Here is a 20,613-nt window from a genome sequence, read left to right as displayed (position 1 = left end):
ATGTCGAACGCCAGCCCCGGCACCGGGCATCGCCCGGCGTTGACCGCACGGCCGTGCAGAACAGCCCTGGACGGACCCCGACCCACAGCTCAACGGCGGCGCGGTTGCGCAATAGGTAACGGCTCGCAGGTTCGACATCTGCGATCCGCGGTCTTTCTGCGTATCCAGCGACTGAGGCATGGGCCCGTTCAGGCATGGGCCTGTTCGGCGTCCATTGGCGACCAGCCGATCGGCCGCCTGGTCCTGACCAATCTTCCCGAACGACAGCTCGCCATACTGCGCCGCTGGTGGCACGGCGGTTACGCCTCAGACGGAGCCCACCATGGCGACCGTATCCACTTCGCCATAACGAGGATCCTTCGCGTCCTACGGATCAGGACGTCGACACGATCCGGTCCACGGCAGCTCACGCAACGAACCTCCCGCTACCCCACGGCAGCATGGTACTGCTCGCGATGCTCGATCCAAGGACGTTGCCGCTCTTCCTCACTCATCGCCAGCAACTCGCGCAGCTTCGCCCACGCCGCCTCATCGGTCGGGGTATACACCTGCATCCACGCATGCGGAAGCGACGGCAACGACATGCTCGTCAAGAACATCTCCAACTCCCCCACCGCCAAATTACGGATCTGCTTGGTCCGACTCGCCGGAACTGCCACATCATTACGCGCCCACAACGACGCGAAAGTCTCACTCTCAGCACACAACTCAGAGATGAAAACCTGCCAACCCGGATCACCGAGATTCTTCGCATACGAACCACGCAGATAACCGACCATACGCCGCAAATCATCCCAATTATGGCGATAGGTATTGCAGCACTCCGGAGTCAAAAACACCCGGCGTGCGACATTACGTTCTCCCATCACAAAACCAGGGCACAGTGCCTCATAGGACTTGTTGTGCGCCAGCACGTCATAACGCGGACTGAGCACCACTGCCGGCAAAGGTTCGAGATGATCCAAAATCACCTGAAGCTCTTCCGGCAGAGCCGTTCCCGCATGCGCGGTCGGCACCGTCGGCACATCCGCCAACCGATACAAATGCGCCTTCTCCGCAGCATCCAACGACAACGTCCGCGCCACCGAATTCAACACCTGCACACTGACATTGATCTGGCGCCCCTGCTCCAGCCAGGTGTACCAAGTTATTCCGATTCCGGCCAGTTGGGCGACCTCCTCGCGGCGTAGGCCGGGGGTGCGGCGGCGTGGGCCTGGGGGTAGGCCGACGTCTTCGGGGGTGATTCGCGCGCGGCGGGACTTCAGGAAGGCGCCGAGCTCGGCGCGGCGTGCCTTGCGTACTGCGCGGACATCCACCACATCGGTCATCCTGTGATGATCCCGGAATCTGCTAGCGGTATCCAGGTGCTGCCAGTACTAGTTTCAGGCGGCGCGGGCCGTTGCCCTCGCCGCCTCGGCTGGGCTGCGCGTCAGTGACCGTTCGTGTGGCGCCAATCGCGGACGGCGTCGCGGACCCGGTCGAATACCGCCAATGGTGGACTCGTCACGAGGTTCGCCAGTCCGGTCTCGCCCGCGTGCGGATGTGGGCGGGTGGGCGCGACCTTTTCGGCGGCGCGCAACATGCCTGCCCAGCGTTCGAGCTGATTCACCGAGAACTGCTTGCGCAGGAACGGGAATTCCTCGGTCTCCTCGTTCGCGGCATGCGCGGTGAAGGTAGCGGCGAAATCGACTAGCTTCGTATCGAATTCGGGATGGTCGACGCCGAGATCGTACAGTTCGGCAAGCGCCTGCTTGACCGCGTTCTCCTCCACGAGTCTCGGCCTGATGATTTCATCGGCGCCGAATGCCGAGCGCCGCGCCACCGCATGGACGACTTCCTCTTCGGCGGTTTCGTGCACCGCCAACAGCCGCACCATCTCGGTGAACAGTTCCCGCTTATCGTCCTGACCCGCTTTCAGCTTGTCGAGCAGGTACCGGATCTGCTCGTGCTGGGCGGTCAGCAGGTCGATCGCGTTCTCATCCAGGTTTCCCATCGTGCACCTCGTTTCTGCGCCGACGGCGGCGGTGTATTTCATATACTCCTCCGTGGACCGACCAGCGCGCCACGTTCCGGTCGAATAACTAGCCGACCGTTTATCCACCCCGAGATGCGGTAGCAGGCCGCTTGCTCGCCGCGCCCGGATAGGCCCGGCGGGATAACGGTCGAGGTCGGCTATACGGGACCTGCGCCGATATCCGGGGTACGCAGAGGTCTGCCATGAGCGCGGCTCGGTCAGCGGGCATCGGCGGGACGGAACAAGGTCAATGTCGCGGGTCGGCTGGTGAAGGTGAAGTCCGTGCCGCGGTCGTCGACCTCGCCATCGGCGGCCACGGCGACCGGGCCGCTGTCGACGTGCACGGTCAGCCGTTCGGATCGACGGTGTACGTAGGTCGCGGAGCGGTCGAGTGTCCCGGTGAGCGTGGCCCAGATCAGGCGGGTTCGCGAGAACGGCACATCCGCGCGCAGATACCGCACGTCGAGAGCGCCGTGGTGCAGCGCGGGCCGCGCCATCGGGATCTGGTGGGCGGGCCGGTAGTGGCCGTTGCCGACGAACAGCATCCAGATGCCGGTATCCACGCCGTCGATGGTCACGCGCAGCGGCTGGGCCCGAAACAGCGCGCGCACCATGGCGATTCCCGCGGCAGGCCATTTGCCCAGGCGCGACTCCCACCGTTCCCTGGTCCGAACGAAGTCCGGATAGCCGCCCAGACTTGCCGTGTTGACGAAGGTGCGGGGCGCGAGTCCGTCCGATCGCACCTGGGCCGTATCGGTCTGGACCACTTGACCCGATGCCAATGCGGTCAGGGTGTGTTCCAGCCGCTCCACGCCCGTGTCGCGGGCGAAATGGTTGAGCGTGCCACCCGCGAACACCGCGAGCGGCAGCCGATGTTCGACCGCCGCCGCCGCGACGGCCGATACCGTCCCGTCGCCGCCGAATACGCCGAGTGCGACGATATCGTCACGGCTGGCTCGATCGTCGAGTTGCGCGGCGAGATCGTCGGTCACCTCCAGAATCGTTGCGTCGGGCAGACTTTCGCGAAGTGACCGCAGTTGCTCGGCATCGGTGCCGCCGCCGGATTGTGTGTTGGTCACCAGCAGGAGGCCGCCGCCGTTGGACACCGGGGCGATTCGAAGATCGGGCCCGAGTTCGGCGGGCATATCCGCGCGCTGCGCCCACCACCGCCGGGTGCCGAGGGCTATCGCAGTGCCCAATGCCGCCCCGGCGAGCACATCCGAGGGCCAATGCACGCCGATGTGTACGCGTGAATAGCCGACGGCCGCCGCTATCGGCGCGATGGCGACCGCCGTTGCCGGAGATTCGAGGGCGACACCCGTCGCGAAGGCCGCGGCGGATGCGGCATGCCCGGAGGGGAACGAGGAGGACACCGGCGGTGTCACCAGCCGCCGCACGAACGGCACCGACTCATCGGGCGGCCGGCGCCGAGGAAACAGTGGCTTGGCCACACCATTCGCCACCGAGCTGGCCAGCGCGACCGATACGAGCCCACGCACGGCCGCCCGTCGCGGTGCGCGACCGCCGAGCAGCGCCAGCCCCGCCGCCACCACCAACCACAGCCGGCTGTAGTTGGCACTCGTGCTCAAGGTCCGCAGAAACCGATCGGCGGGCGTCGGCCGCACCCGCGCACTGCGCGCCACCAGCCACGCATCCACCCGTCCCGCGAGCTTCCGCCGCGGCGCATTCGTTTTCCGCCGTCCCATGCTCCCAGGCTATCGGCACCCACACGATCGGCCACCGCACAGAAAGCCATAGCCACCGGTCGAAGGTGCGCCACGAGTCGCGCGATCGACGAGCCGAATGCCCGTTCGACCGGCATGGAGCGGCGCAGACGCTCCGCGCCCTTGACACTCGATGTGCTTATAGGAATCGTCTGATTCCATTGGAATCAGACGATTCCTATAAGTCAGCGAGAGCACTTGCACCCCGTGTGCGCAACCCGTCCGGCGAGGAGTACACGCGCCCGCCGAATGCGTCGGCGCGCACATGACATGATCGAATCCGTGAGTTCGTCAGCCAGCACGTGGCGCGGCAGCACCATGGCGAGCCGGTCCGCCGAACGCCGCGAACAGCTCGTGCGGGCCGGATACGCGCTGCTCGGCGGCGCGGGCGCGGCGGCGACCACCATGCGGGCGGTCTGCCGCGAGGCGGGGTTGAGCCTGCGCTACTTCTACGAGAACTTCCCCGATCGCGAAGCCCTGCTCGTCGAGGTCTACGACCAGACGGCCCGCGGACTGCTCGATGCCGTGACGACCCAGCTCCGCAACGCCCCTGTCGACGAAACCGCCCGCGCCCGAGCGGCTTTCGACGCCGCGGCACAGTACTTCCAGGACGACCCCCGCCGCGGACGGATCATGTTCCGGGAAACCCTGGCCGATGACACCCTGCGGGCCCACGGCGCCGACGCGCTCCCGGCCTTCGTCACACTCGTCGCCACCCAACTCGCACCGGAGCAGGCCGCGCGGTTCGCCACCGCTTCCGGCCGGATTCCCCGGCCGGTCAGCGCGATATCCGGTGCACTGCTCGCGCTGTTGCTCGACTGGCTCGACGGCGATATCGAGTCCGACCGCGACGCCGTGGTCGACTATGCCACCCGCCTCACGATCACCATCCTCGAGCTCGGCTGAGTTCCGGCTCGAGCGGATTCAAAGCAGACCGCGCAGCCGAAGATCGCTGATGTACTTTTCGATGAGCGCGGGTGTCAGGTGCGGAATATCGTGCTCGGGCCCGATATTCGCGGCTTGGACCGCGGCGGTGAAACCCTTCGCCGGGATGGCGGAGCCGCGGATGGGCGGAGCCGGACGGCGGTAGGCGTGCAGCAGCGGTAGCACCGACGCCTGGCGCTGCTTCTCGGGCAGGGCGCGCAGGGCGGTTTCGAACCGGGCGAACCACTCCCGGTAGTCGTCGATCCGCCGGATGGGGTGGCCGGATTCGACCAGCCAGTCCACGAATTCGTCGAGGGAGATGCCGTCGTCGTGCGGGTTGAGCACGTCGAAGGTTCGGAAACCTTTGCGCACCTCGGCACCAAGAGTGGTGATCGCCTCGGCGGTGAAGTCGGCGGGCAGGCCGTCGTAGTGTGCGCGTTGACGTTTGCCGTCGGCATCGGTCTTGTAGAAGGAATACGGGGCGATCCCGGTGGCGACCACGCTGAGCAGCAGCCGGGTGAACATGTCCGGGACATTGAGCTGGCCGCCGAATCGGCTGTGGGCCAGGATCATATCGGATCGGAAGACCGCGACGGGTAGTCCGCACCGATCGTGCGCTTCCCGCAGCAGCACCTCGCCCGCCCACTTGCTGTTGCCGTAGCCATTGGCGTAGCTCTCGTTGATGGCACGTGTGGGGCTGATTCGACGGATATCGCCGTCCTCCTCGAAGGCCGAGGGCTGGACCTGGTCGGCGACGGCCACGGTGGACAGATAGGTAACAGGCTTGATCCGCGTGGTGATGGCCAAGCGGATCACTTCCGCGGTACCAACGACATTGGGGCCGAAGAGCTGGTCATAGGGCAGGACGTGATTGACCAGTGCGGCGGGGTGCACGATCAGATCGACGGTATCGGCCAGCCGATGCCAGGTCGCATCGTCCAAGCCGAGATTCGGCTCGCCGATATCGCCGGGCAGCACCTCCAAGCGGCGGGCGGCCAGCTCCCGGTAGTGCCGGATCAGTTCCGGGTCACCACTGTCGAAGGCGGCGTCGAGCCGGGCGCGGGCGGCGGTCGCGTCTTTGCCGCGGATGACGCAGATCAGGGCGCCGCCGGTCTTATCCAGTCGCTCCAGCCATTCCAGGCACAGAAAGCGGCCCAGGTAGCCATTGGCACCGGTCAGCAGAACGGTCCGGGTCCCGGTCGTGTGCGGGAGAGTCGCTGCGGCGGTGAGTGATTGTGCATCGATGAATTTGTCGAGCGTCAGCTCATCGGCACGCGCGAGATCTTTCCGAGCATGTACCGAGGCAAAGGTGGGGCGGATCGCCCCGGAACCCTGTGCCGATTCGACGTAGTCGGCCAATTCGCGCAGCCCGTTGGCCGGGCTGACGATGACGCCGACCGGCACGTCGACATCGAAGATATCGCGGAGCAGATTCGAAAACGACAGTGCGGAAAGGGAATCGCCGCCGAGATCGGTGAAATGCGCATCCGGTCGCAGATCGGTGGTGGCACAACCGAGTAGCGCCCGTGCGGCGCGGCTCACGGTATCGAGCACCGGTAGTTCGGCGGCTTCGCGGCGCAGCGCGCGCAGTTCGTCGGCCTGCCCCTCGGCCAGTTCGGCGTACAGCTGCTGCAATCGGTCGCCGTAGCGCTCGATCAGCTTGGGGCGCAATAGTTTGCCGATACCGGAGAGCAGACCGTTGTCGGCGCTGAACGGTTCGGTCTCGATCAGGAAATCGCGCGGGATCTCATAGGAATGCAATCCGGCGTCCTTGGCGATGCGTTGCAGCGAATCGCTCAGTGCCGCTTTCGGATCGGCGCTGCGCAGCACCTGTTCGGTCGGCACGATCACCGCGAGCAGATAGGCACGCTCACTGCTGCCGTAGACGAAGATCTGCTCGAGCAGCGGACTGCTGGCATATACGGCCTCCAGATGCGCGACCGCGACGAATTCACCCTGGGACAACTTCAGCACATTGTTGCGGCGATCCACGTAGACCAGCTGATCGGGCCCGAGCTCGGCCACGATGTCACCGGTCCGGTAGAAGCCGTCCGCATCGAAGATCTCCGCGGTGACCTCGGGCCGCTTGTAGTAGCCGGGAATCATGGTCGTGGTCTTCAACAGCAGTTCGCCACGCGGATGCGGCTGGTCGGTGCCGAAATACCCCAGCTCGGGCACATCGACCAGCTTGTAGTCGATGACCGGTGGGCGACAGATCAGGTTATCGATCATGATGCTGCCGCCCGCTTCGGTCGAGCCGTAGCCGTCGTGCAGGTCCAGATCGATGACCGATTCGATGAAGGTCTTCATCTCAGCGGCCAGCGGTGCGCTGCCGACGATCGCGGTAATGAACCGGCCGCCCAGAAAGTCTTCGCGCAGTTCGGCTTTCACCACACGCTCGAGTTCGGCGCGGTCGATACCCGGTTCGGAGCGCCGCGCCATTTCACTCTGATAGCGCTGAAAGACCATATCGCACACGCGAGGTACGAAGAACAGTTCGGTCGGGCGCACCAGGCCGATATCCTCGAATAGCGTCGAGACATCGCTCTTGGCCGTGAAATAGGCGGTGCCGCCGCGGGCCAGCACTCCGTACAGCGCCATGCGCCCGGCGACATGGCTCATGGGCATGTAGTTCAGGTTGACCGCGGCCACCTCGGCCTGGGCCAACCACATCGCGGTCACCAGCCCGGCGGTGTACATGGCCCCCTTGGGTGTTCCGGTACTGCCGGAGGTGTAGATCAGCAGTGTCAGCGCATCGCCGTCGGGAACGAACAGCGGCGCGGGTGGCAGAGCGCGCCCGCGTTCGAGTACCGAATCCAGTGACTCCACCACTATCGGTGTGTTCGCGAGCCGATGCCGGGCCGATTCGAATGCGTCGCGCTGATCGTCATCCTCGGGGTGGTAGTCGAAGACGATCAACCGTTCCGGCGTCGGGCCGGCCACTACGCATTCGATCGCGGCATCGAGGTTTTCGGGGGTCGCGGCGAGGATGCGTGGTGCGGTCTCGGCGAGGATCGCCGACAGCTGCGCGGGCGATGCGCTCGCCTGCAGCGGCACGGCGACCGCGCCGAGGTACAGACATGCCAGGTCGAGGGCGATGTAGTCGCTGCTGGTGAAGCCGAGGGTCGCGACGAAATCACCGGCGCGCAGCGGGTTTTCGGGGTGGTGCTGCCAGTCCGCGGCGATCGCGCCGACCCGCGCCCACAGCTCCCCGTAGGTGATGGTCTCGAATTCGGGCAGCAGTCGCAGGGTGCGCCGGCCCGCATCGTCGGTGGTCGGTTCGCTGACGCGATGCCCGAGCGCCGGGCGATCCGCATAGCCGGTCATCACCATCTCCGCGATCTGGGCTGGGCTGAGTCCAGGTTCTCGAATCGCGGCGAAGATCTGCGGGTCCGGTCGCGCGTCGCGGATCTGCGGATAGGTGGCGTACAGGTCGGTGATGCGGCCGATCAGCCGCTCCATCTGGGTATCAGTGATCATGGCCAGCCTCCTTCGGCGGGTTGCCAACCGTCGGTTGTTCCGTACACATAGAAAGGCGCCTACATTTACTAATACGTTAGCTTGTCTAAATATTCCGGGTTCGACCGAATTGGGCGGGGAATCCGGTCCGGATCATGCCGCCACCTGCCGATTTGCGATTCTGAGACCATGATGATCCCCCTCCCCGATCTGGTCGAGAGCCTGCTCGACAGCCCGCGCCCACTGCCCATTGTTACCGCGGGCGACCCCGTCCTTCGCACTCCCGCCGCCCGATACGACGGGCAGCTCACCGACGCGCAGCTGCGCCGATTGGTGCTCGCGATGCGGGAGACGATGCATGCCGCGCCGGGTGTGGGGCTCGCCGCGCCGCAGGTCGGGATACCACTGCGACTGGCCGTGCTGGAGGATCCGGCCGAGGTGACCGACGAGGTGCGCGCTGCCCGCGCCCGGGTCCCGCTGCCGTTGCGGGTCCTGATCAATCCGACCTACGAACCGATCGGCGATATCCGGGCGGCCTTCTTCGAAGGCTGCCTCAGCATCCCGGGTTGGCAGGCCGTGGTCGCACGCCACGCCAGCGTGCGCCTGCGCGGCCAGGACGAACGCGGTCGCGAACTGGATGAGGAAGTGTCCGGATGGCCCGCCCGCATCGTGCAACACGAGACCGACCACCTCGACGGCACCCTCTATATCGATCGCGCCATCACCCGCTCCCTCACCAGCGCCGAAGCCCTGACCGACCGCTGGTCCCAGCCGACTCCGGCTGCCGCGGCCGCCGCCCTCGGCTTCGAGTTTCCCTGACCGTTTCGCATGTGCATACTGCGATGGGACCGAGCGTTCGGCCGCTATCCAGGTGTTGCCAGTACCAGTGTTACTGGACTCCTGTTACTGGTGTCGGATCGGCTGCAAGCTCTAGCACATGACCCAGACCTTGCAGCCGAGTACCGCTGCGGCCACGTCGGCCGCCGCGGGTCCGGCCGTTCAGCCCGCCGCGTTCGGTGCGCGGCGGACCATCGCGGTGCTCGCGGTATTGCTCACCGGACAGTTCATGGCGGTGCTCGACGCGTCGATCGTCAACGTTGCCATACCTTCTATTCGTACCTCGTTGCATACCAGCGGATCCGCATTGCAGCTGATCGTCGCCGGATATGTGATCGCCTATGCCGTACTGCTCGTCACGGGTGCGCGATTGGGTGATCGGTTCACCCAGCGTCGCACCTTCATCACCGGGCTCGCGGTGTTCACCGTTGCCTCGCTGGCGTGCGGGCTGGCGTGGAATGAGCTCTCGCTCATCGTATTCCGGTTCGTCCAGGGTGCGGGTGCGGCCGCGATGATTCCGCAGATCATGACCATGATCCAGCGGAACTTCACCGGCAATGCGCGGGCCAAGGCGCTCAGCGCGTACTCCGCGATCATCTCCGGCGGCCTGGTCGTCGGCCAGGTGGCGGGTGGACTGATCGTCAATGCCGACCTGTTCGGGAGCAGCTGGCGTGGTGTATTCCTGGTCAATGTGCCGATCGGCGCGGCGCTCCTGCTGATCGCCCCGCGGGTTCTGCCCTCGGCCACAGCGCGATTCGATCGAAAGCTGGATCTCGCCGGTCTGACGATGCTCACCGTGTCGGTGCTGCTACTCGTGGTGCCCATGGTCTTGGGACATGAGCAGAGCTGGCCGCTGTGGACATGGATTACTCTGGGCGCCAGTGTGATCGGCATCGGATTGTTCGTGCTGATCGAGCGGGCGGTCGCGGCCCGCGACGGTGAACCGCTCTTCGCCCAGCGCGTGCTGAAGTCGCCGGGACTGGCACTGACCGCGGGCACGCTGTTCACGATCATGGCCACCTTCGGCGGCTGGATGTTCGTCATGGCCATCCACTTGCAGGGCACCCTCGGCTACACCGCATTGCACGCGGGCCTGCTGTTCATCCCGATGGGTGCGACCTTCGCACTGGTCAGTCTGAACTGGGAGCGCATCCCACATCGCTTCCATGCCACCATGATTCCGCTGGGCCTGGTACTCGCCGCGATCACGATGGTAGTGCTCGGCATGATGCTGCGCGACGGCGCCGATTTCGGCCCGCTGGCGCTGGTCGTCTTCGGCATCCAGGGCATCGGCAACGGCCTGGCCTTCAGCCCGCTGATGACCCGCACGCTGGCCAAGATTCCCATGGCGCTCGCGGCCGATGCCAGCGGCATTCTGGTCACCAGCGTGCAACTCGGCATTGTGGTCGGCATCGCCTGCTTCGGGTCGGTATTCCTGGGCCTCGCGGGAACCACGGTGCTGTCGGCGGCACATGCCTTGGGGGGCACGGCGATCGCGGAAGGTATCACGGTGCTGGTCGCTGCGGCGCTGTCCGCTCGCGCGGCCCGGTAATCGCGGGAGCACCGGGCCGATCGGCACCTCCGGCCGGATTCGGTTTATCGCCGCTGCGACGTCGCTCGACGATATTTCTCGCTCCGCTCGGTCCGGCCCGCGTCTCACCGACAGGTGAGACGCGGGCCGGACCGTACAGTCTCGTGCCGCGAATTCCGTTGCAGTCACGATCGCGATCTCGGGTATGCCTACCGCCTGTCGTGCCCTGCAGTTTCCTCGTAGTGGATCTGGTATTTGGCAGCTACCGGATTGATCTTGACCGGGTCGAGCGCTCCGTCGGTGAGCACGGATGGTCCGGCCTCGAACAGATCTTCCAGGTAGCACTCCCAGCCGCCCGGCGAGGAGATCTGCACCACCCGCGGCGGCGGCGTCGACGCGCACCGCAGGGCATGCGGAACTCCATGCGGCAAAAGTACGAACGTACCCTTCGTCGCCGTCAGAGAACGGTCGTCGAAATCGACACCGAGCTCGCCCTCGAGCACGTAGATGCACTCGTCGGCGACATGGTGGGTGTGTCGGGGAATGTCGCGGGCGACAGTGACCTCGAGCAGCGAGAACCTCCCCTCGGTGTCGTCGGTGTGGGCCTTCACCGCGAAGGCGGGAGGCATCGGGACACGCCCGGGTCGCGCTTCGCCGGCTTCGAGGAACAGGAACCGATCGTCGGACATGAGCTGATATATCCTTCTGTAGAAATTAATCGGAATCGGATTCCGCTTCCGTACAAGGATTCTCCAGAATGGACCCGTATGTCAAGCGCTGGCCGGGTCCAAATGTGGCCCGCTCTAAGGCAATTCCGCCGGTTGTGTCCGGGGTCACTCCCCCTCGGCCCGACGACGCGCCACACTGCGACCGAAGCCGGGCCGATTCGGATCAGCGCGACGCTAATGCTGGCGGCGCCGAACAAGTTTGACGATCGTCATACCTATGAGCAGGAGCGGAAACGTCTTCGCGGTGGGCATCGAACTGGATGGCGAGGGATATCACCCGGCCGCGTGGCGGCGCGCCGCGCATGCGCCCGATACCTTCCTTACCGGCGATGCGCTGCGCACACGCGTCAGTGCTGCCGAGAATGCGGGCTTTACGCTCGCGACCTTCGACGATTCGATCCTGGCGCCCCTCGGACATCCGGCCGCGCGCATCGACGCGGTGACGCGGGCATCTTTCGTCGCGGCGACCACCAGCACCATCGGGCTGGTGGCGACCGTGGCGACCACCTACGCGGAACCGTTCCACACCTCCTCGCAGCTGGCCACGCTGGACTATGCCTCGCGCGGGCGCGGCGGCTGGATCGCGACGACCATCGCCGACCCGGCGGCCGCCGCCACCTGGGGTCGGCCCGCACGCAGCACCGAATCGGAACTCGCACGCGAACAACGGGATTCGATCGAGGTCGCGCGCCGACTGTGGGACTCGTGGGAGGACGACGCCGTCGTGCGCGACTACGCCGCGAGCCGTTTTCTCGATCGAGATAAGTTGCACTACATCGACTTCACCGGCGAGACCTTCTCGGTGAAGGGTCCGGCGATCGTGCCACGGCCGCCGCAGGGGCAGCTGGTCGTCTTCGCCGATGACACAACCGAATCCGGCGCGGCCGACGTAGTTCTCGTCGCGGGGCGCGATCTCGCACAGACCCTCGCCGCCGCCGACCGCGCGCGGGCCACCGGCGCACTGGTCTTCGCCGAACTCGATGTCGCCCTGGACATCCCGCATGCGACCGCCGCTGAACGCATCGCCGATCTCGACAGGTACGCCACCGCGAATCCCACAGAGCGCCTGACGTTCTCGGGCTCCCCCACCGACCTCGTCCGCCTCCTTACCGAACTCGCACACCATGTCGACGGCGTGCGCCTGCATCCGGCCGTCATCGACGAAGACCTCCCGGCGCTGGCGCGCCAGGTCCTGCCCGCACTGTTCCGATCCGGTGTGATCCACCGCCCGGTGCCGGGTTCGACCCTGCGCGCCAATCTCGGCCTGGCGCGGCCGATCAATCGATACGCGAAGGATCAGCACTGATGAGTACAGTCTCGAGCGACAGTCGCGCGGCGGGTGGGCGCGAGGTTCCGTTCCCCGACGCACAGGTTCATTTCGGCGTCTTCTTCCAGGGCGTCAACCACTCCACGATCTGGTCGGATCCGAGCAGCGGTTCCCAGATCGACTTCGAGACGTTCCGGCGCATCATCGGCACCGCCGAGCGCGGACTCTTCGACGCGTTCTTCCTCGGTGAGGGTTTGCGCCTGCGCGAGCAGAACGGTCAGCTGCTCGATACCGATATCGCGGGCCGTCCCGATGCCATCGCCCAGCTGGCGGCGCTGGCCGCAATCACCCGGCACATCGGTCTGGTCGCCACCCAGAACACCACCTATAACGAGCCCGCCGACCTCGCACGCCGACTCGCCGGACTGGACCTGCTGTCCGGCGGCCGCGCGGGCTGGAATGCCGTCACCACCGACAATGCCTGGACCGGTGAGAATTTCCGCCGCGGCGGCTTCCTCGATCACGCCCAGCGCTACGAGCGCGCGGGTGAATTCATCCGGACGGCCCGCGAGATCTGGGATGCCTGGGCCGACACTGCGATCGCGACCACACGCCACGACACCCACTGGGCCGCACCGGCGTCGGTGCGCACCGTGACCCGCGATAACGAGCACTTCCAGGTCTCCATCACCCCGACCCTGCCGCGCAGCGCCCAGGGCCACCCCGTGATCTTCCAGGCCGGCGATTCGCCTGCGGGCCGGGATTTCGCGGCGGCCAACGCCGATGTCATCTTCTCCAGGCACGGAACGCATTTCGATGCCGCGCTGGCGTTCGCGAACGACATTCGCGAGCGTTCGGTGCGTGCGGGCCGCCCAGCCGATGACATCAAGATCCTGCCCGGCACCCAGATCGTGCTGGCCGAGAAGGAATCCGAGGTCGAGGAGAAGGCGCGGTGGGTGCTGGAGGCGCAATTCACCGGTCAGACCGCGCTTTCGCTGGTCGGCCAGGTGTGGGGCCGTGATCTGTCCGACCTGGATCCGGATGGCCCGCTGCCCGCCGACGATCCACGGCCCCGGGTGATTTCCGGTGAACGCGGCGCCCAACGCGACGGCCAGGACCCGGTGGCGATCGCGCGGGAATGGCGGGCGCTGGCCGAGGCCAAGAATCTGTCGCTGCGCCAGGTCGCCATCGAGACCTCGCAGCGATCCGGCTTCGCGGGCACCCCCGGCCAGGTCGCCGACGAGCTGACCCGCTGGGTGCGCCACGGCGCGACGCACGGGTTCAATATTTCGCCGTATCTGGTCCCGACCGGACTCGATGAGATCGTCGACTGGCTGATCCCGGAACTGCAGCAGCGCGGCGCATACCGCACCGCGTACACCGGGACCACCCTGCGCGAACATCTCGGACTCCGACCGCCGCTGACCAGACGCTGACCGCCACACCCACCGATCCGATCCGGGAAAGACGGCCGGTTTGTCGCCGAAACCGAACGCCGGACCGCGTCTTGCTCGTATGTTTGCCATACGCAGCGCAGATCGGAGTGGGACAGTGCAAGCAGCGGCTACCGCGGATTATGTGATCGTCGGCTCCGGGTCCGCGGGGGCGGTCCTGGCAAATCGGCTCAGCGCCGACCCGAATGTCACGGTGGTGGTGCTGGAGGCGGGACCGCCGGACAAGAACAGGTTCGCCCATATTCCCGCGGCGTTCGCGAAACTGTTCCGCTCGGAGGTGGACTGGGACTACCTCACCGAACCGCAGCCCGAGCTGAAGAATCGCCAGATCTACTGGCCGCGCGGCAAAATGTTCGGCGGCTCGTCGTCGATGAACGCGATGATGTGGGTGCGCGGATTCCGCGCCGACTATGACGAGTGGGCGCTGCTGGCCGGGGACGAGTGGGGGTTCGCGGCGGCGGTCGAGCAGTTCCGCAAGATCGAAAGCGTCGAGGACGCCCAATACCCGGATGAGGGCGCCGCCGGGCCGCTGCATGTTTCGCGCCAGCGCAGTCCGCGCGCGTTGACCGCGGCCTACCTGGCCGCGGTCAAGGAGTCCGGGTTCGACGTGGAGTCACCGAACCGGCCGCAGCCGGAGGGGTTCAGCGAGACCATGGTGACCCAGCACGGCGGCAGGCGCTGGAGCACCGCCGACGGGTACCTGAAGCCCGCCATGCGCCGCCCGAATCTCATTGTGCATGCCGAGGCGCTGGCGTCCCGGGTCCTCTTCGAGACCTCGCCCACCGGGGCGCGGCGCGCGACGGGGGTGGAATACCGCCAGGGCGGCAGCACCCATACCGTGTCGGCCCGGCGCGAGGTGGTGCTCTGCGGCGGTGCGATCAACAGCCCGCAGCTGCTCATGCTCTCGGGTATCGGCGATGAGGACGAACTTGCGCGCCACCACATCCCGCTGGTGCACCATGCGCCCGAGGTGGGCGCCAATCTGCAGGACCACCTGGTCGCGGCGCTCGGCTACGGTGTCGAATCCGATTCGCTGTTCACCGCGGAAAAGCCGCTCGAGCTACTCGACTATTTCATCCGGCACCGCGGCATGCTCACCTCCAATGTCGGTGAGGCGTACGGATTCATCCGCAGCCGCTCCGATCTCGAATTGCCGGATCTGGAGCTGATTTTCGCTCCAGCGCCGTTCTTCTACGAGGGCTTGGTGGATCCGACCGAACACGGCGTGGTGCTGGCGACGGTGCTGCTGCGCCCGCACAGCCGGGGTCGCATCTCGCTGTCGTCCAGCGATCCGACCGCCAAACCGATCATCGACCCGCGCTATCTTTCCGACAGTGGCGGCGCGGACCGGGCCGCGATCATGTCGGGTCTGCGGGTCTGCGCCGAACTCGCCGCCGCTCCGGCCATGAAGGCGGTACTGGGGCCGCTGATCTATCCGCCGCAGGCGCCCGCGGAAATGGAAGCCGCGATGGAACTGACGCTGAACGGCTTCTCGCACACCCTGTATCACCCGGTCGGCACCTGCCGGATGGGTTCCGACGCGGGCAGTGTCGTCACGCCGCGACTGGAAGTGCGTGGAGTGCAAGGACTTCGCGTCGCCGACGCGTCGGTCATGCCACTGCTGATTCGCGGACACACGCACGCGCCGAGCGTGTTCATCGGTGAGCAGGCAGCCGATTTCATCCTCGGCTGACCAGCGTCACTCGGATCGGCGGCGCAGGGTAGCCGCGCCGCCGAGCAGAGTCGCGACCGCGAACCCCGCGATGGCCAGCAGATCCAGCCACAGCGTGGTGGTGGGCAGTGGGAAGGTGCCGACCTCACTCATGGCGTCGGCCGCGTAGCGCAGCGGCATGACATCACTGGCCAGTTGCAGCGCGGTGGACATCTCTGCGCGTGGCCAGATCAGCCCACACAACAGGACCTGCGGAAATACGACGGCGGGCAGGAATTGCAGCGCCTGGAATTCGGTGCGGGCGAAGGCACTGGTCAGCAGGCCGGTGCAGCAGCCGAGGATGGCCGTTGACACCCCGATCAGCAGTACCGTCGCGATATTGCCCTGGGTGCGCAGCCCGAGCAGCCCGTAGGCGACGGCCGCGGCGATACACGCCTGTACCGCGGCGAGCGCCGCGAAGGCGACGGCATAGCCGAACAGCAGATCCAGCTTCTGCAAGGGTGTGCTGAGCAGGCGTTCGAGCGTGCCGCTCACCCGCTCCCGCAGCATGGCCACGCTCGTGACCAGGAACATCGACGTGAACGGGAAGATGCCGAGCAGCATCAGGCCGATCTGGTCGAAGATATCGAGGCGATCCACGAAGATGAACCGCAGCAGAGCCAGCAGGAGACTGGGCACGAACAGGACCAGCAGCAGGGTGCGGCGGTCGTGGCGGATCTGGGTCAGTACTCGGGCCGCGGTCCAGAGTGTGCGTGAAATCGACATCAGGCCAGCACCTTTCGTGTCTCGGAGGTGATGTCCCGCGCCAGGATCAGTCTGAGGAATGCCTCTTCGAGATTCTCCGCATCGGTGGCCGCGCGCAGATCGGCGGGCGTCTCGTCGGCGAGCAGTCGACCCTCGCGCAACAGCAGCAGACGGTCGCAGCGGTCGGCCTCATCCATGACATGGCTCGATACCAGCAGGGTGGTGCCCGCCGCGGCGAGGGCGTGGAATTGCTGCCACAGGTCCCGGCGCAGCACCGGGTCGAGTCCGACGGTCGGTTCGTCCAGCACCAGGACAGCGGGACGGGCCAGCAGTGCGCACGCCAGCGAGACCCTGGCACGCTGGCCGCCGGACAGCGAGTCGACAAGGCGATCGGCGAGGTCGGCGAGTCCGACATCACGCACTGTCTCATCCGCGGCGGCGATGCCGCTGCCCTGGATGCGGGCGAAGTAGTGGGCGTTCTGGCGAATCGTGAGATCGCCGTAGACCGAAGGTTGTTGGGTGACATAGCCGATCTGCGCGCGCAGCGCGACCGCGCCTGCGGGCAATCCGAGCACGGTGACTCGACCGCCGGTGATCTTTTGTACGCCGACGATGGCGCGCAGCAGCGTCGTCTTGCCGGAGCCGCTGGGGCCGAGCAATCCGGTGACACTGCCCGCGGCGACGGTGAAATCGAGTTCGTGCAGTACCTTCGACTTCCCGCGCCTGATCGTTAGTTTTTGTACTTCGATTGCGCTGCGTGCTGTTTCGAGTTCGGTCATGCTCTGCCGCCCTGTCGGCTCTTGATCGGCGAAGTCGTGCTCACATCAGAGACCGTTAGGTCCAGTTGTGCGCCCGGGCTGTTGGGGAAGGTGATGGTGGTCTGCAGTGGTAGGTGCGCGCCGCGCACGCGCAACCACACGGTCAAAGTGGCGTCGGTTCCGACGGCGGGCAATAGGGCGCGCAGCGTCTGCGCCGGTACCACGGCCCGCACCTCGAACGCGTCGACGCCGGTGAAGTCCGCTCGCGCAACGGTTTCGGCCTCGCGCAGTGAACCGATCAGGCGCGCCATGGCACCGTTGCGTCCGATCAGTCCGGTCGGATCGCCTACGCCGAAATTCGGCGGCAGTGAGGTCTTGGTCCCGTCCGGGGCGATACCGACCACCTTGCCCTCGGATGCGACGAACCGGGTCGTCGATCCGATCACCGGAATCGCGGTGCCCGTCGCGGTACCGCCGTGCTCGGTCGACAGGTCCGCCTCGAGTCGGCGCAGCGCAAGCCCCGGCACCGCACCGTCGGCCCGCAATACCAGATGCGCGGAATGCACCGCGCCCGTGGAGATTGCGGCATCACGCAGCATCAACTCGGCATCGGGCAATCCGCCGTCGCCGCATCCCGCGATCAGCGCGGTGCCCGCGACCACGAGGGCTGCTCTTCGATAGCGCACCGAAACACCTCCTATGGGTAGTGTCGCTACCCATAGGCTAGGCGGCTAAGGGTAGGATTACTACCCATGAGTGCCGAATTGCTGAAAGGGCATCTGGACGGCATGATCCTGGCCGTGCTCGCCGATGGCCCACGGCACGGCTACGGCGTCATCGATGCGCTCCGGGACCAGACCGACGGCCACTTCGATCTGCCCAAGGGCACGATCTACCCGGCACTGCACCGCCTCGAACAGGCCGGACTGATCAACGGCGCATGGTCGACCGAGGGCGGACGGCGGCGGCGCACCTACGTGCTCAGCGCCGCGGGACATCGGCAGCTCGGCATCGAGCGGGCCTCCTGGCGCGAATTCGTCAGCGCCGTGGGCGCATTGATGGACGGAAACGGAGGAATGGGGGAAACACCGTGTCCGGCAACGTAATCGATGACTACCTCAGCGATCTCGACCGACGCCTGGTCGGTGCACGTCGCGATCGGCGCCTGATCCTGACCGAGATCGGTGATGGACTGCACGAATCGGTGGAACATTTTCTCGCGCGGGGCCTTTCCCTACCACAGGCCCGCGCGGCAGCGATACACGAATTCGGCACGCCCGCGCTGCTCGCCGCCGATTTCGCGCTGGTCAACTCCTCGAAGCGGATCAATCGCTATGGTCGCGGGTTCCTGATGATCGGACCGTTGATCGGAATCCTTTGGGGCACAGCGGCATTACTCGGATCCTTCGCCGCCGTGCCGTGGCCACTCACGGTAACGGGCTTGATCGTGATGGCGGTCGCCGTCATGATCGGCGCACCGTTCACCGCGGTCGCCACAGCCGCGACGGGTCGCGCGAGCCGTTGGCTGCGCATGGAGACCCGATTGGCCGCAAAAGCGCTGGTGGTTACCGCGGTTGTCGCCTTGACCATCGACGCGATTCTGATCACGACCTTGGCGACGGTGATCACCCTCGCGCCACAGGGTGTGGTCGTCTTGCCGGTGGCGCTCGCCACAATCGCCAGCCTCACCCGCATCGCCATCGCCGCGGCCAGCATCCCGCGCCTCGGTCCCGCTCGAGCCATGACTTCCTAACGCCGCTACCGTCTGTGGCGGCCGGAATTATTGACGGTTCAGACGCCATCGCCGGATGGCCGAATCTGCTGTCCGACGGCGGTGCGCTCTTGATCGTCGCGTTGGTCGCCATCGGCATTCGGCCCCGGTTGGCCGCTTATCGCTGAGCGAGTTGGCATCAGCGCCCATTTCTGAGCTCGATCCGCGAGATCCATCGTGATCGGACGGGAATGGGAGTGCACACCAAGGCGATTCGATGCCCTCGGCTCGTGCGCGCCAATAGCGCGCTCGAATCGGCATGCAGTGCACTATTGCAACCTCTGCGCATACGCAGAAGGCGCTGTTTCGCACCGAATGTCGCAATGCCGAGCACGCTGTGCGGGCGATGCGGCGGAATCAGGCGAAGGCGAACAGGACCAGAGATGCTGCGGACAGGACCAGGTATGGGAGGGGGTAGCCGAGGTGGGTGTACCACTTGGCGCGCAGGATGGTGATTTCCGCGCCGAGGAAGAACAGCACGAGGCAGACGGCGGCGGCCAGGGCCAGCGGTGGGATGGCCAGGCCGATCAGCAGGCCGAAGGCGCCGAGGGCTTTCAGCGCCGCCAAGGGGTTGAGGGTCCACTGCGGGAGGCCATAGCCCCGCATGGTCTCGCGCACCTTATCCGCCTCGACGATATCGAAACCGGCGGCGAACAGGGCGCCGACTGCGGCGAGGATGGTGACGACGACATACGCGACTGACATGGCAATACCCTCCGGGTGTCTCGGTTGTGTGAGTCTGCGATCGTGGTGCGGCACCCGATCGCCTTATCCACGTGACGGATGCCGAGCGCGAAAGGTGACCGATGCACGCACAGGATTTGTTGGCGCGACGATTCGAGGCGCACCGCGATCACCTGCGCGGGGTCGCGTACCGGATGTTGGGGTCGGCCAGCGAAGCCGATGACGCGGTGCAGGAGGCGTGGCTGCGGCTGTCCCGCTCCGATACCAGCGAGGTCGAGAATTTCGCGGGCTGGCTGACCACGGTGGTCTCCCGGATCTGCCTCGATATGCTGCGCTCGCGGGCCGCCCGGCGCGAGGATCCGATCGATCGGATCGCCGATCTCGGCGACTCCGCCTATGATCACGATCCGGAAAGCGAAGCAGTACTGATCGATTCGGTCGGACGGGCGCTGCTGGTGGTCTTGGATACGCTCGGGCCCGACGAGCGGGTCGCCTTCGTGCTGCACGATATGTTCGCCGTGCCGTTCGACCAGATCGCGCCCATAGTGGGCCGCACATCGGCCGCCACCAAGAAGCTCGCCAGCCGGGCCCGCGTGCGGGCGCACAGCGATGCCACCGCATCCACCGCGCAGCTCGCCGAGCAGCGGCACGTCGTCGACGCCTTCCTCGCCGCCGCCCGCAGCGGTGATCTCGACGCGCTGCTCGCGGTGCTGGCCCCCGACGTGGTGCGCACGGCCGATCCCGCCGCACTGCCCTCGGGTATGGCGCTGGTCGTCCGGGGCGCGCAGGAGGTGGCCCGCGAGACCGTCATCCTGCGCCGCCGCTCGCAGGTCGCCACGCTCGCGCTCGTCAACGGGGCGGTCGGCATCATTGTCGCCCCGCGCGGCAAACTGCTTCTCGCCCTTGCCGTTACGGTCGTGCACCACCGGATCGCGGGCTACGAGGTGATCGCCGATCCGGCCCGGCTGCGCGACCTCGACTTGGCGGTGCTGCCCGAATCCCTCTGAGCCGTCAGGCGTAATGCAGCGCGGGTGCGACGATCGAGG

The 20,613-nt window shown here is 66.4% G+C and carries 18 protein-coding genes; 9 read left to right on the top strand and 9 right to left on the bottom strand.

Features of this window, described 5'->3' with window-relative positions; all coding sequences use genetic code 11:
• Positions 1-425: 425 nt before the first annotated feature.
• The 3 genes from ACQP0C_RS17455 to ACQP0C_RS17445 form a co-directional block, all read right to left on the bottom strand.
• Entirely contained in the window at positions 426-1,328 is a 903-nt protein-coding gene (locus ACQP0C_RS17455) for a helix-turn-helix transcriptional regulator (RefSeq protein ID WP_433733934.1), read from the bottom strand.
• Between the two features lie 101 nt (positions 1,329-1,429).
• Positions 1,430-1,993 carry a hemerythrin domain-containing protein gene (locus ACQP0C_RS17450; protein WP_433733933.1) on the bottom strand — a complete coding sequence of 188 codons (564 nt, stop codon included), beginning with the start codon at positions 1,991-1,993 and terminating at the stop codon, positions 1,430-1,432.
• A gap of 239 nt (positions 1,994-2,232) precedes the next feature.
• Positions 2,233-3,720 (bottom strand): bifunctional phosphatase PAP2/diacylglycerol kinase family protein, encoded by a 1,488-nt coding sequence (locus ACQP0C_RS17445; RefSeq protein ID WP_433733932.1) that lies wholly within the window; start codon positions 3,718-3,720, stop codon positions 2,233-2,235.
• A 300-nt stretch (positions 3,721-4,020) separates the two neighbouring features.
• Between ACQP0C_RS17445 and ACQP0C_RS17440 the strand changes: the two genes are divergently transcribed.
• The gene (locus ACQP0C_RS17440; RefSeq protein ID WP_433733931.1) at positions 4,021-4,644 is read left to right on the top strand and encodes a TetR/AcrR family transcriptional regulator; all 624 of its coding nucleotides are present in this window, start codon (positions 4,021-4,023) and stop codon (positions 4,642-4,644) included.
• An 18-nt stretch (positions 4,645-4,662) separates the two neighbouring features.
• Here ACQP0C_RS17440 and car read toward each other — a convergent pair whose 3' ends face one another.
• Entirely contained in the window at positions 4,663-8,142 is a 3,480-nt protein-coding gene (gene car, locus ACQP0C_RS17435; protein ID WP_433733930.1) for a carboxylic acid reductase, read from the bottom strand.
• A gap of 168 nt (positions 8,143-8,310) precedes the next feature.
• Between car and def the strand changes: the two genes are divergently transcribed.
• Both def and ACQP0C_RS17425 read left to right on the top strand, forming a co-directional pair.
• Positions 8,311-8,940: a peptide deformylase gene (gene def / locus ACQP0C_RS17430; RefSeq protein WP_433733929.1), complete on the top strand. Its 630-nt coding sequence runs from the start codon at positions 8,311-8,313 to the stop codon at positions 8,938-8,940.
• Between the two features lie 118 nt (positions 8,941-9,058).
• On the top strand, positions 9,059-10,510 hold the full coding sequence (locus ACQP0C_RS17425; protein ID WP_433733928.1) for an MFS transporter: 1,452 nt from the start codon (positions 9,059-9,061) through the stop codon (positions 10,508-10,510).
• A gap of 188 nt (positions 10,511-10,698) precedes the next feature.
• Here ACQP0C_RS17425 and ACQP0C_RS17420 read toward each other — a convergent pair whose 3' ends face one another.
• The gene (locus tag ACQP0C_RS17420) at positions 10,699-11,178 is read right to left on the bottom strand and encodes a cupin domain-containing protein (RefSeq protein WP_433733927.1); all 480 of its coding nucleotides are present in this window, start codon (positions 11,176-11,178) and stop codon (positions 10,699-10,701) included.
• A gap of 256 nt (positions 11,179-11,434) precedes the next feature.
• Between ACQP0C_RS17420 and ACQP0C_RS17415 the strand changes: the two genes are divergently transcribed.
• The 3 genes from ACQP0C_RS17415 (at position 11,435) to ACQP0C_RS17405 (ending at position 15,631) form a co-directional block, all read left to right on the top strand.
• Complete coding sequence (locus ACQP0C_RS17415) at positions 11,435-12,523, top strand: LLM class flavin-dependent oxidoreductase (RefSeq protein WP_433733926.1); 1,089 nt, start codon at positions 11,435-11,437, stop codon at positions 12,521-12,523.
• Positions 12,523-13,920, top strand: coding sequence for an NtaA/DmoA family FMN-dependent monooxygenase (locus ACQP0C_RS17410; protein WP_433733925.1), 1,398 nt, complete (start codon positions 12,523-12,525; stop codon positions 13,918-13,920). Before ACQP0C_RS17415 ends, ACQP0C_RS17410 begins: the two co-directional genes overlap by 1 nt.
• 115 nt (positions 13,921-14,035) lie before the next feature.
• On the top strand, positions 14,036-15,631 hold the full coding sequence (locus ACQP0C_RS17405) for a GMC family oxidoreductase (RefSeq protein ID WP_433733924.1): 1,596 nt from the start codon (positions 14,036-14,038) through the stop codon (positions 15,629-15,631).
• Between the two features lie 6 nt (positions 15,632-15,637).
• On the opposite strand, the gene ACQP0C_RS17400 is transcribed toward ACQP0C_RS17405, so the two are convergent.
• Genes ACQP0C_RS17400 through ACQP0C_RS17390 form a run of 3 tightly spaced genes read right to left on the bottom strand, consistent with a single transcriptional unit; the run spans position 15,638 to position 17,798 of the window.
• Positions 15,638-16,375 (bottom strand): ABC transporter permease, encoded by a 738-nt coding sequence (locus ACQP0C_RS17400; RefSeq protein WP_433733923.1) that lies wholly within the window; start codon positions 16,373-16,375, stop codon positions 15,638-15,640.
• Positions 16,375-17,133, bottom strand: coding sequence for an ABC transporter ATP-binding protein (locus ACQP0C_RS17395; protein ID WP_433733922.1), 759 nt, complete (start codon positions 17,131-17,133; stop codon positions 16,375-16,377). The genes ACQP0C_RS17400 and ACQP0C_RS17395 overlap by 1 nt, the downstream gene beginning before the upstream one ends.
• Complete coding sequence (locus ACQP0C_RS17390) at positions 17,130-17,798, bottom strand: LppX_LprAFG lipoprotein (RefSeq protein WP_433733921.1); 669 nt, start codon at positions 17,796-17,798, stop codon at positions 17,130-17,132. Before ACQP0C_RS17390 ends, ACQP0C_RS17395 begins: the two co-directional genes overlap by 4 nt.
• 66 nt (positions 17,799-17,864) lie before the next feature.
• Here ACQP0C_RS17390 and ACQP0C_RS17385 point away from each other — a divergent pair, with 66 nt between their 5' ends.
• Positions 17,865-18,218 (top strand): PadR family transcriptional regulator, encoded by a 354-nt coding sequence (locus ACQP0C_RS17385; RefSeq protein ID WP_433733920.1) that lies wholly within the window; start codon positions 17,865-17,867, stop codon positions 18,216-18,218.
• Positions 18,203-18,865 (top strand): permease prefix domain 1-containing protein, encoded by a 663-nt coding sequence (locus ACQP0C_RS17380; RefSeq protein WP_433733919.1) that lies wholly within the window; start codon positions 18,203-18,205, stop codon positions 18,863-18,865. Before ACQP0C_RS17385 ends, ACQP0C_RS17380 begins: the two co-directional genes overlap by 16 nt.
• Positions 18,866-19,240: 375 nt before the next feature.
• Here the strand turns inward: ACQP0C_RS17380 and ACQP0C_RS17375 are convergent, their stop codons facing one another.
• Positions 19,241-19,588 carry a DoxX family protein gene (locus ACQP0C_RS17375; RefSeq protein WP_433733918.1) on the bottom strand — a complete coding sequence of 116 codons (348 nt, stop codon included), beginning with the start codon at positions 19,586-19,588 and terminating at the stop codon, positions 19,241-19,243.
• Between the two features lie 101 nt (positions 19,589-19,689).
• Here ACQP0C_RS17375 and ACQP0C_RS17370 point away from each other — a divergent pair, with 101 nt between their 5' ends.
• Positions 19,690-20,574: a sigma-70 family RNA polymerase sigma factor gene (locus ACQP0C_RS17370; protein WP_433733917.1), complete on the top strand. Its 885-nt coding sequence runs from the start codon at positions 19,690-19,692 to the stop codon at positions 20,572-20,574.
• Positions 20,575-20,613 lie beyond the last annotated feature (39 nt).

It is taken from the genome of Nocardia sp. CA-129566 (assembly GCF_050956075.1).
Lineage (GTDB): Bacteria > Actinomycetota > Actinomycetes > Mycobacteriales > Mycobacteriaceae > Nocardia.
Note: the sequence above shows the minus strand (reverse complement) of the source record. Positions and strands in the feature narration are given on the sequence as shown.

What these genes read in the sequence shown, in the direction of transcription:
- ACQP0C_RS17385 (WP_433733920.1), top strand. Translation starts at nt 17,865, where the DNA reads ATGAGTGCCGAATTGCTGAAAGGGCATCTGGACGGCATGATCCTGGCC.
- ACQP0C_RS17375 (WP_433733918.1), bottom strand. Translation starts at nt 19,588, where the DNA reads ATGTCAGTCGCGTATGTCGTCGTCACCATCCTCGCCGCAGTCGGCGCC.
- ACQP0C_RS17445 (WP_433733932.1), bottom strand. Translation starts at nt 3,720, where the DNA reads ATGGGACGGCGGAAAACGAATGCGCCGCGGCGGAAGCTCGCGGGACGG.
- ACQP0C_RS17400 (WP_433733923.1), bottom strand. Translation starts at nt 16,375, where the DNA reads ATGTCGATTTCACGCACACTCTGGACCGCGGCCCGAGTACTGACCCAG.
- ACQP0C_RS17410 (WP_433733925.1), top strand. Translation starts at nt 12,523, where the DNA reads ATGAGTACAGTCTCGAGCGACAGTCGCGCGGCGGGTGGGCGCGAGGTT.
- ACQP0C_RS17455 (WP_433733934.1), bottom strand. Translation starts at nt 1,328, where the DNA reads ATGACCGATGTGGTGGATGTCCGCGCAGTACGCAAGGCACGCCGCGCC.
- ACQP0C_RS17370 (WP_433733917.1), top strand. Translation starts at nt 19,690, where the DNA reads ATGCACGCACAGGATTTGTTGGCGCGACGATTCGAGGCGCACCGCGAT.
- ACQP0C_RS17420 (WP_433733927.1), bottom strand. Translation starts at nt 11,178, where the DNA reads ATGTCCGACGATCGGTTCCTGTTCCTCGAAGCCGGCGAAGCGCGACCC.
- def (WP_433733929.1), top strand. Translation starts at nt 8,311, where the DNA reads ATGATGATCCCCCTCCCCGATCTGGTCGAGAGCCTGCTCGACAGCCCG.
- ACQP0C_RS17425 (WP_433733928.1), top strand. Translation starts at nt 9,059, where the DNA reads ATGACCCAGACCTTGCAGCCGAGTACCGCTGCGGCCACGTCGGCCGCC.
- ACQP0C_RS17415 (WP_433733926.1), top strand. Translation starts at nt 11,435, where the DNA reads ATGAGCAGGAGCGGAAACGTCTTCGCGGTGGGCATCGAACTGGATGGC.
- ACQP0C_RS17395 (WP_433733922.1), bottom strand. Translation starts at nt 17,133, where the DNA reads ATGACCGAACTCGAAACAGCACGCAGCGCAATCGAAGTACAAAAACTA.
- car (WP_433733930.1), bottom strand. Translation starts at nt 8,142, where the DNA reads ATGATCACTGATACCCAGATGGAGCGGCTGATCGGCCGCATCACCGAC.
- ACQP0C_RS17450 (WP_433733933.1), bottom strand. Translation starts at nt 1,993, where the DNA reads ATGGGAAACCTGGATGAGAACGCGATCGACCTGCTGACCGCCCAGCAC.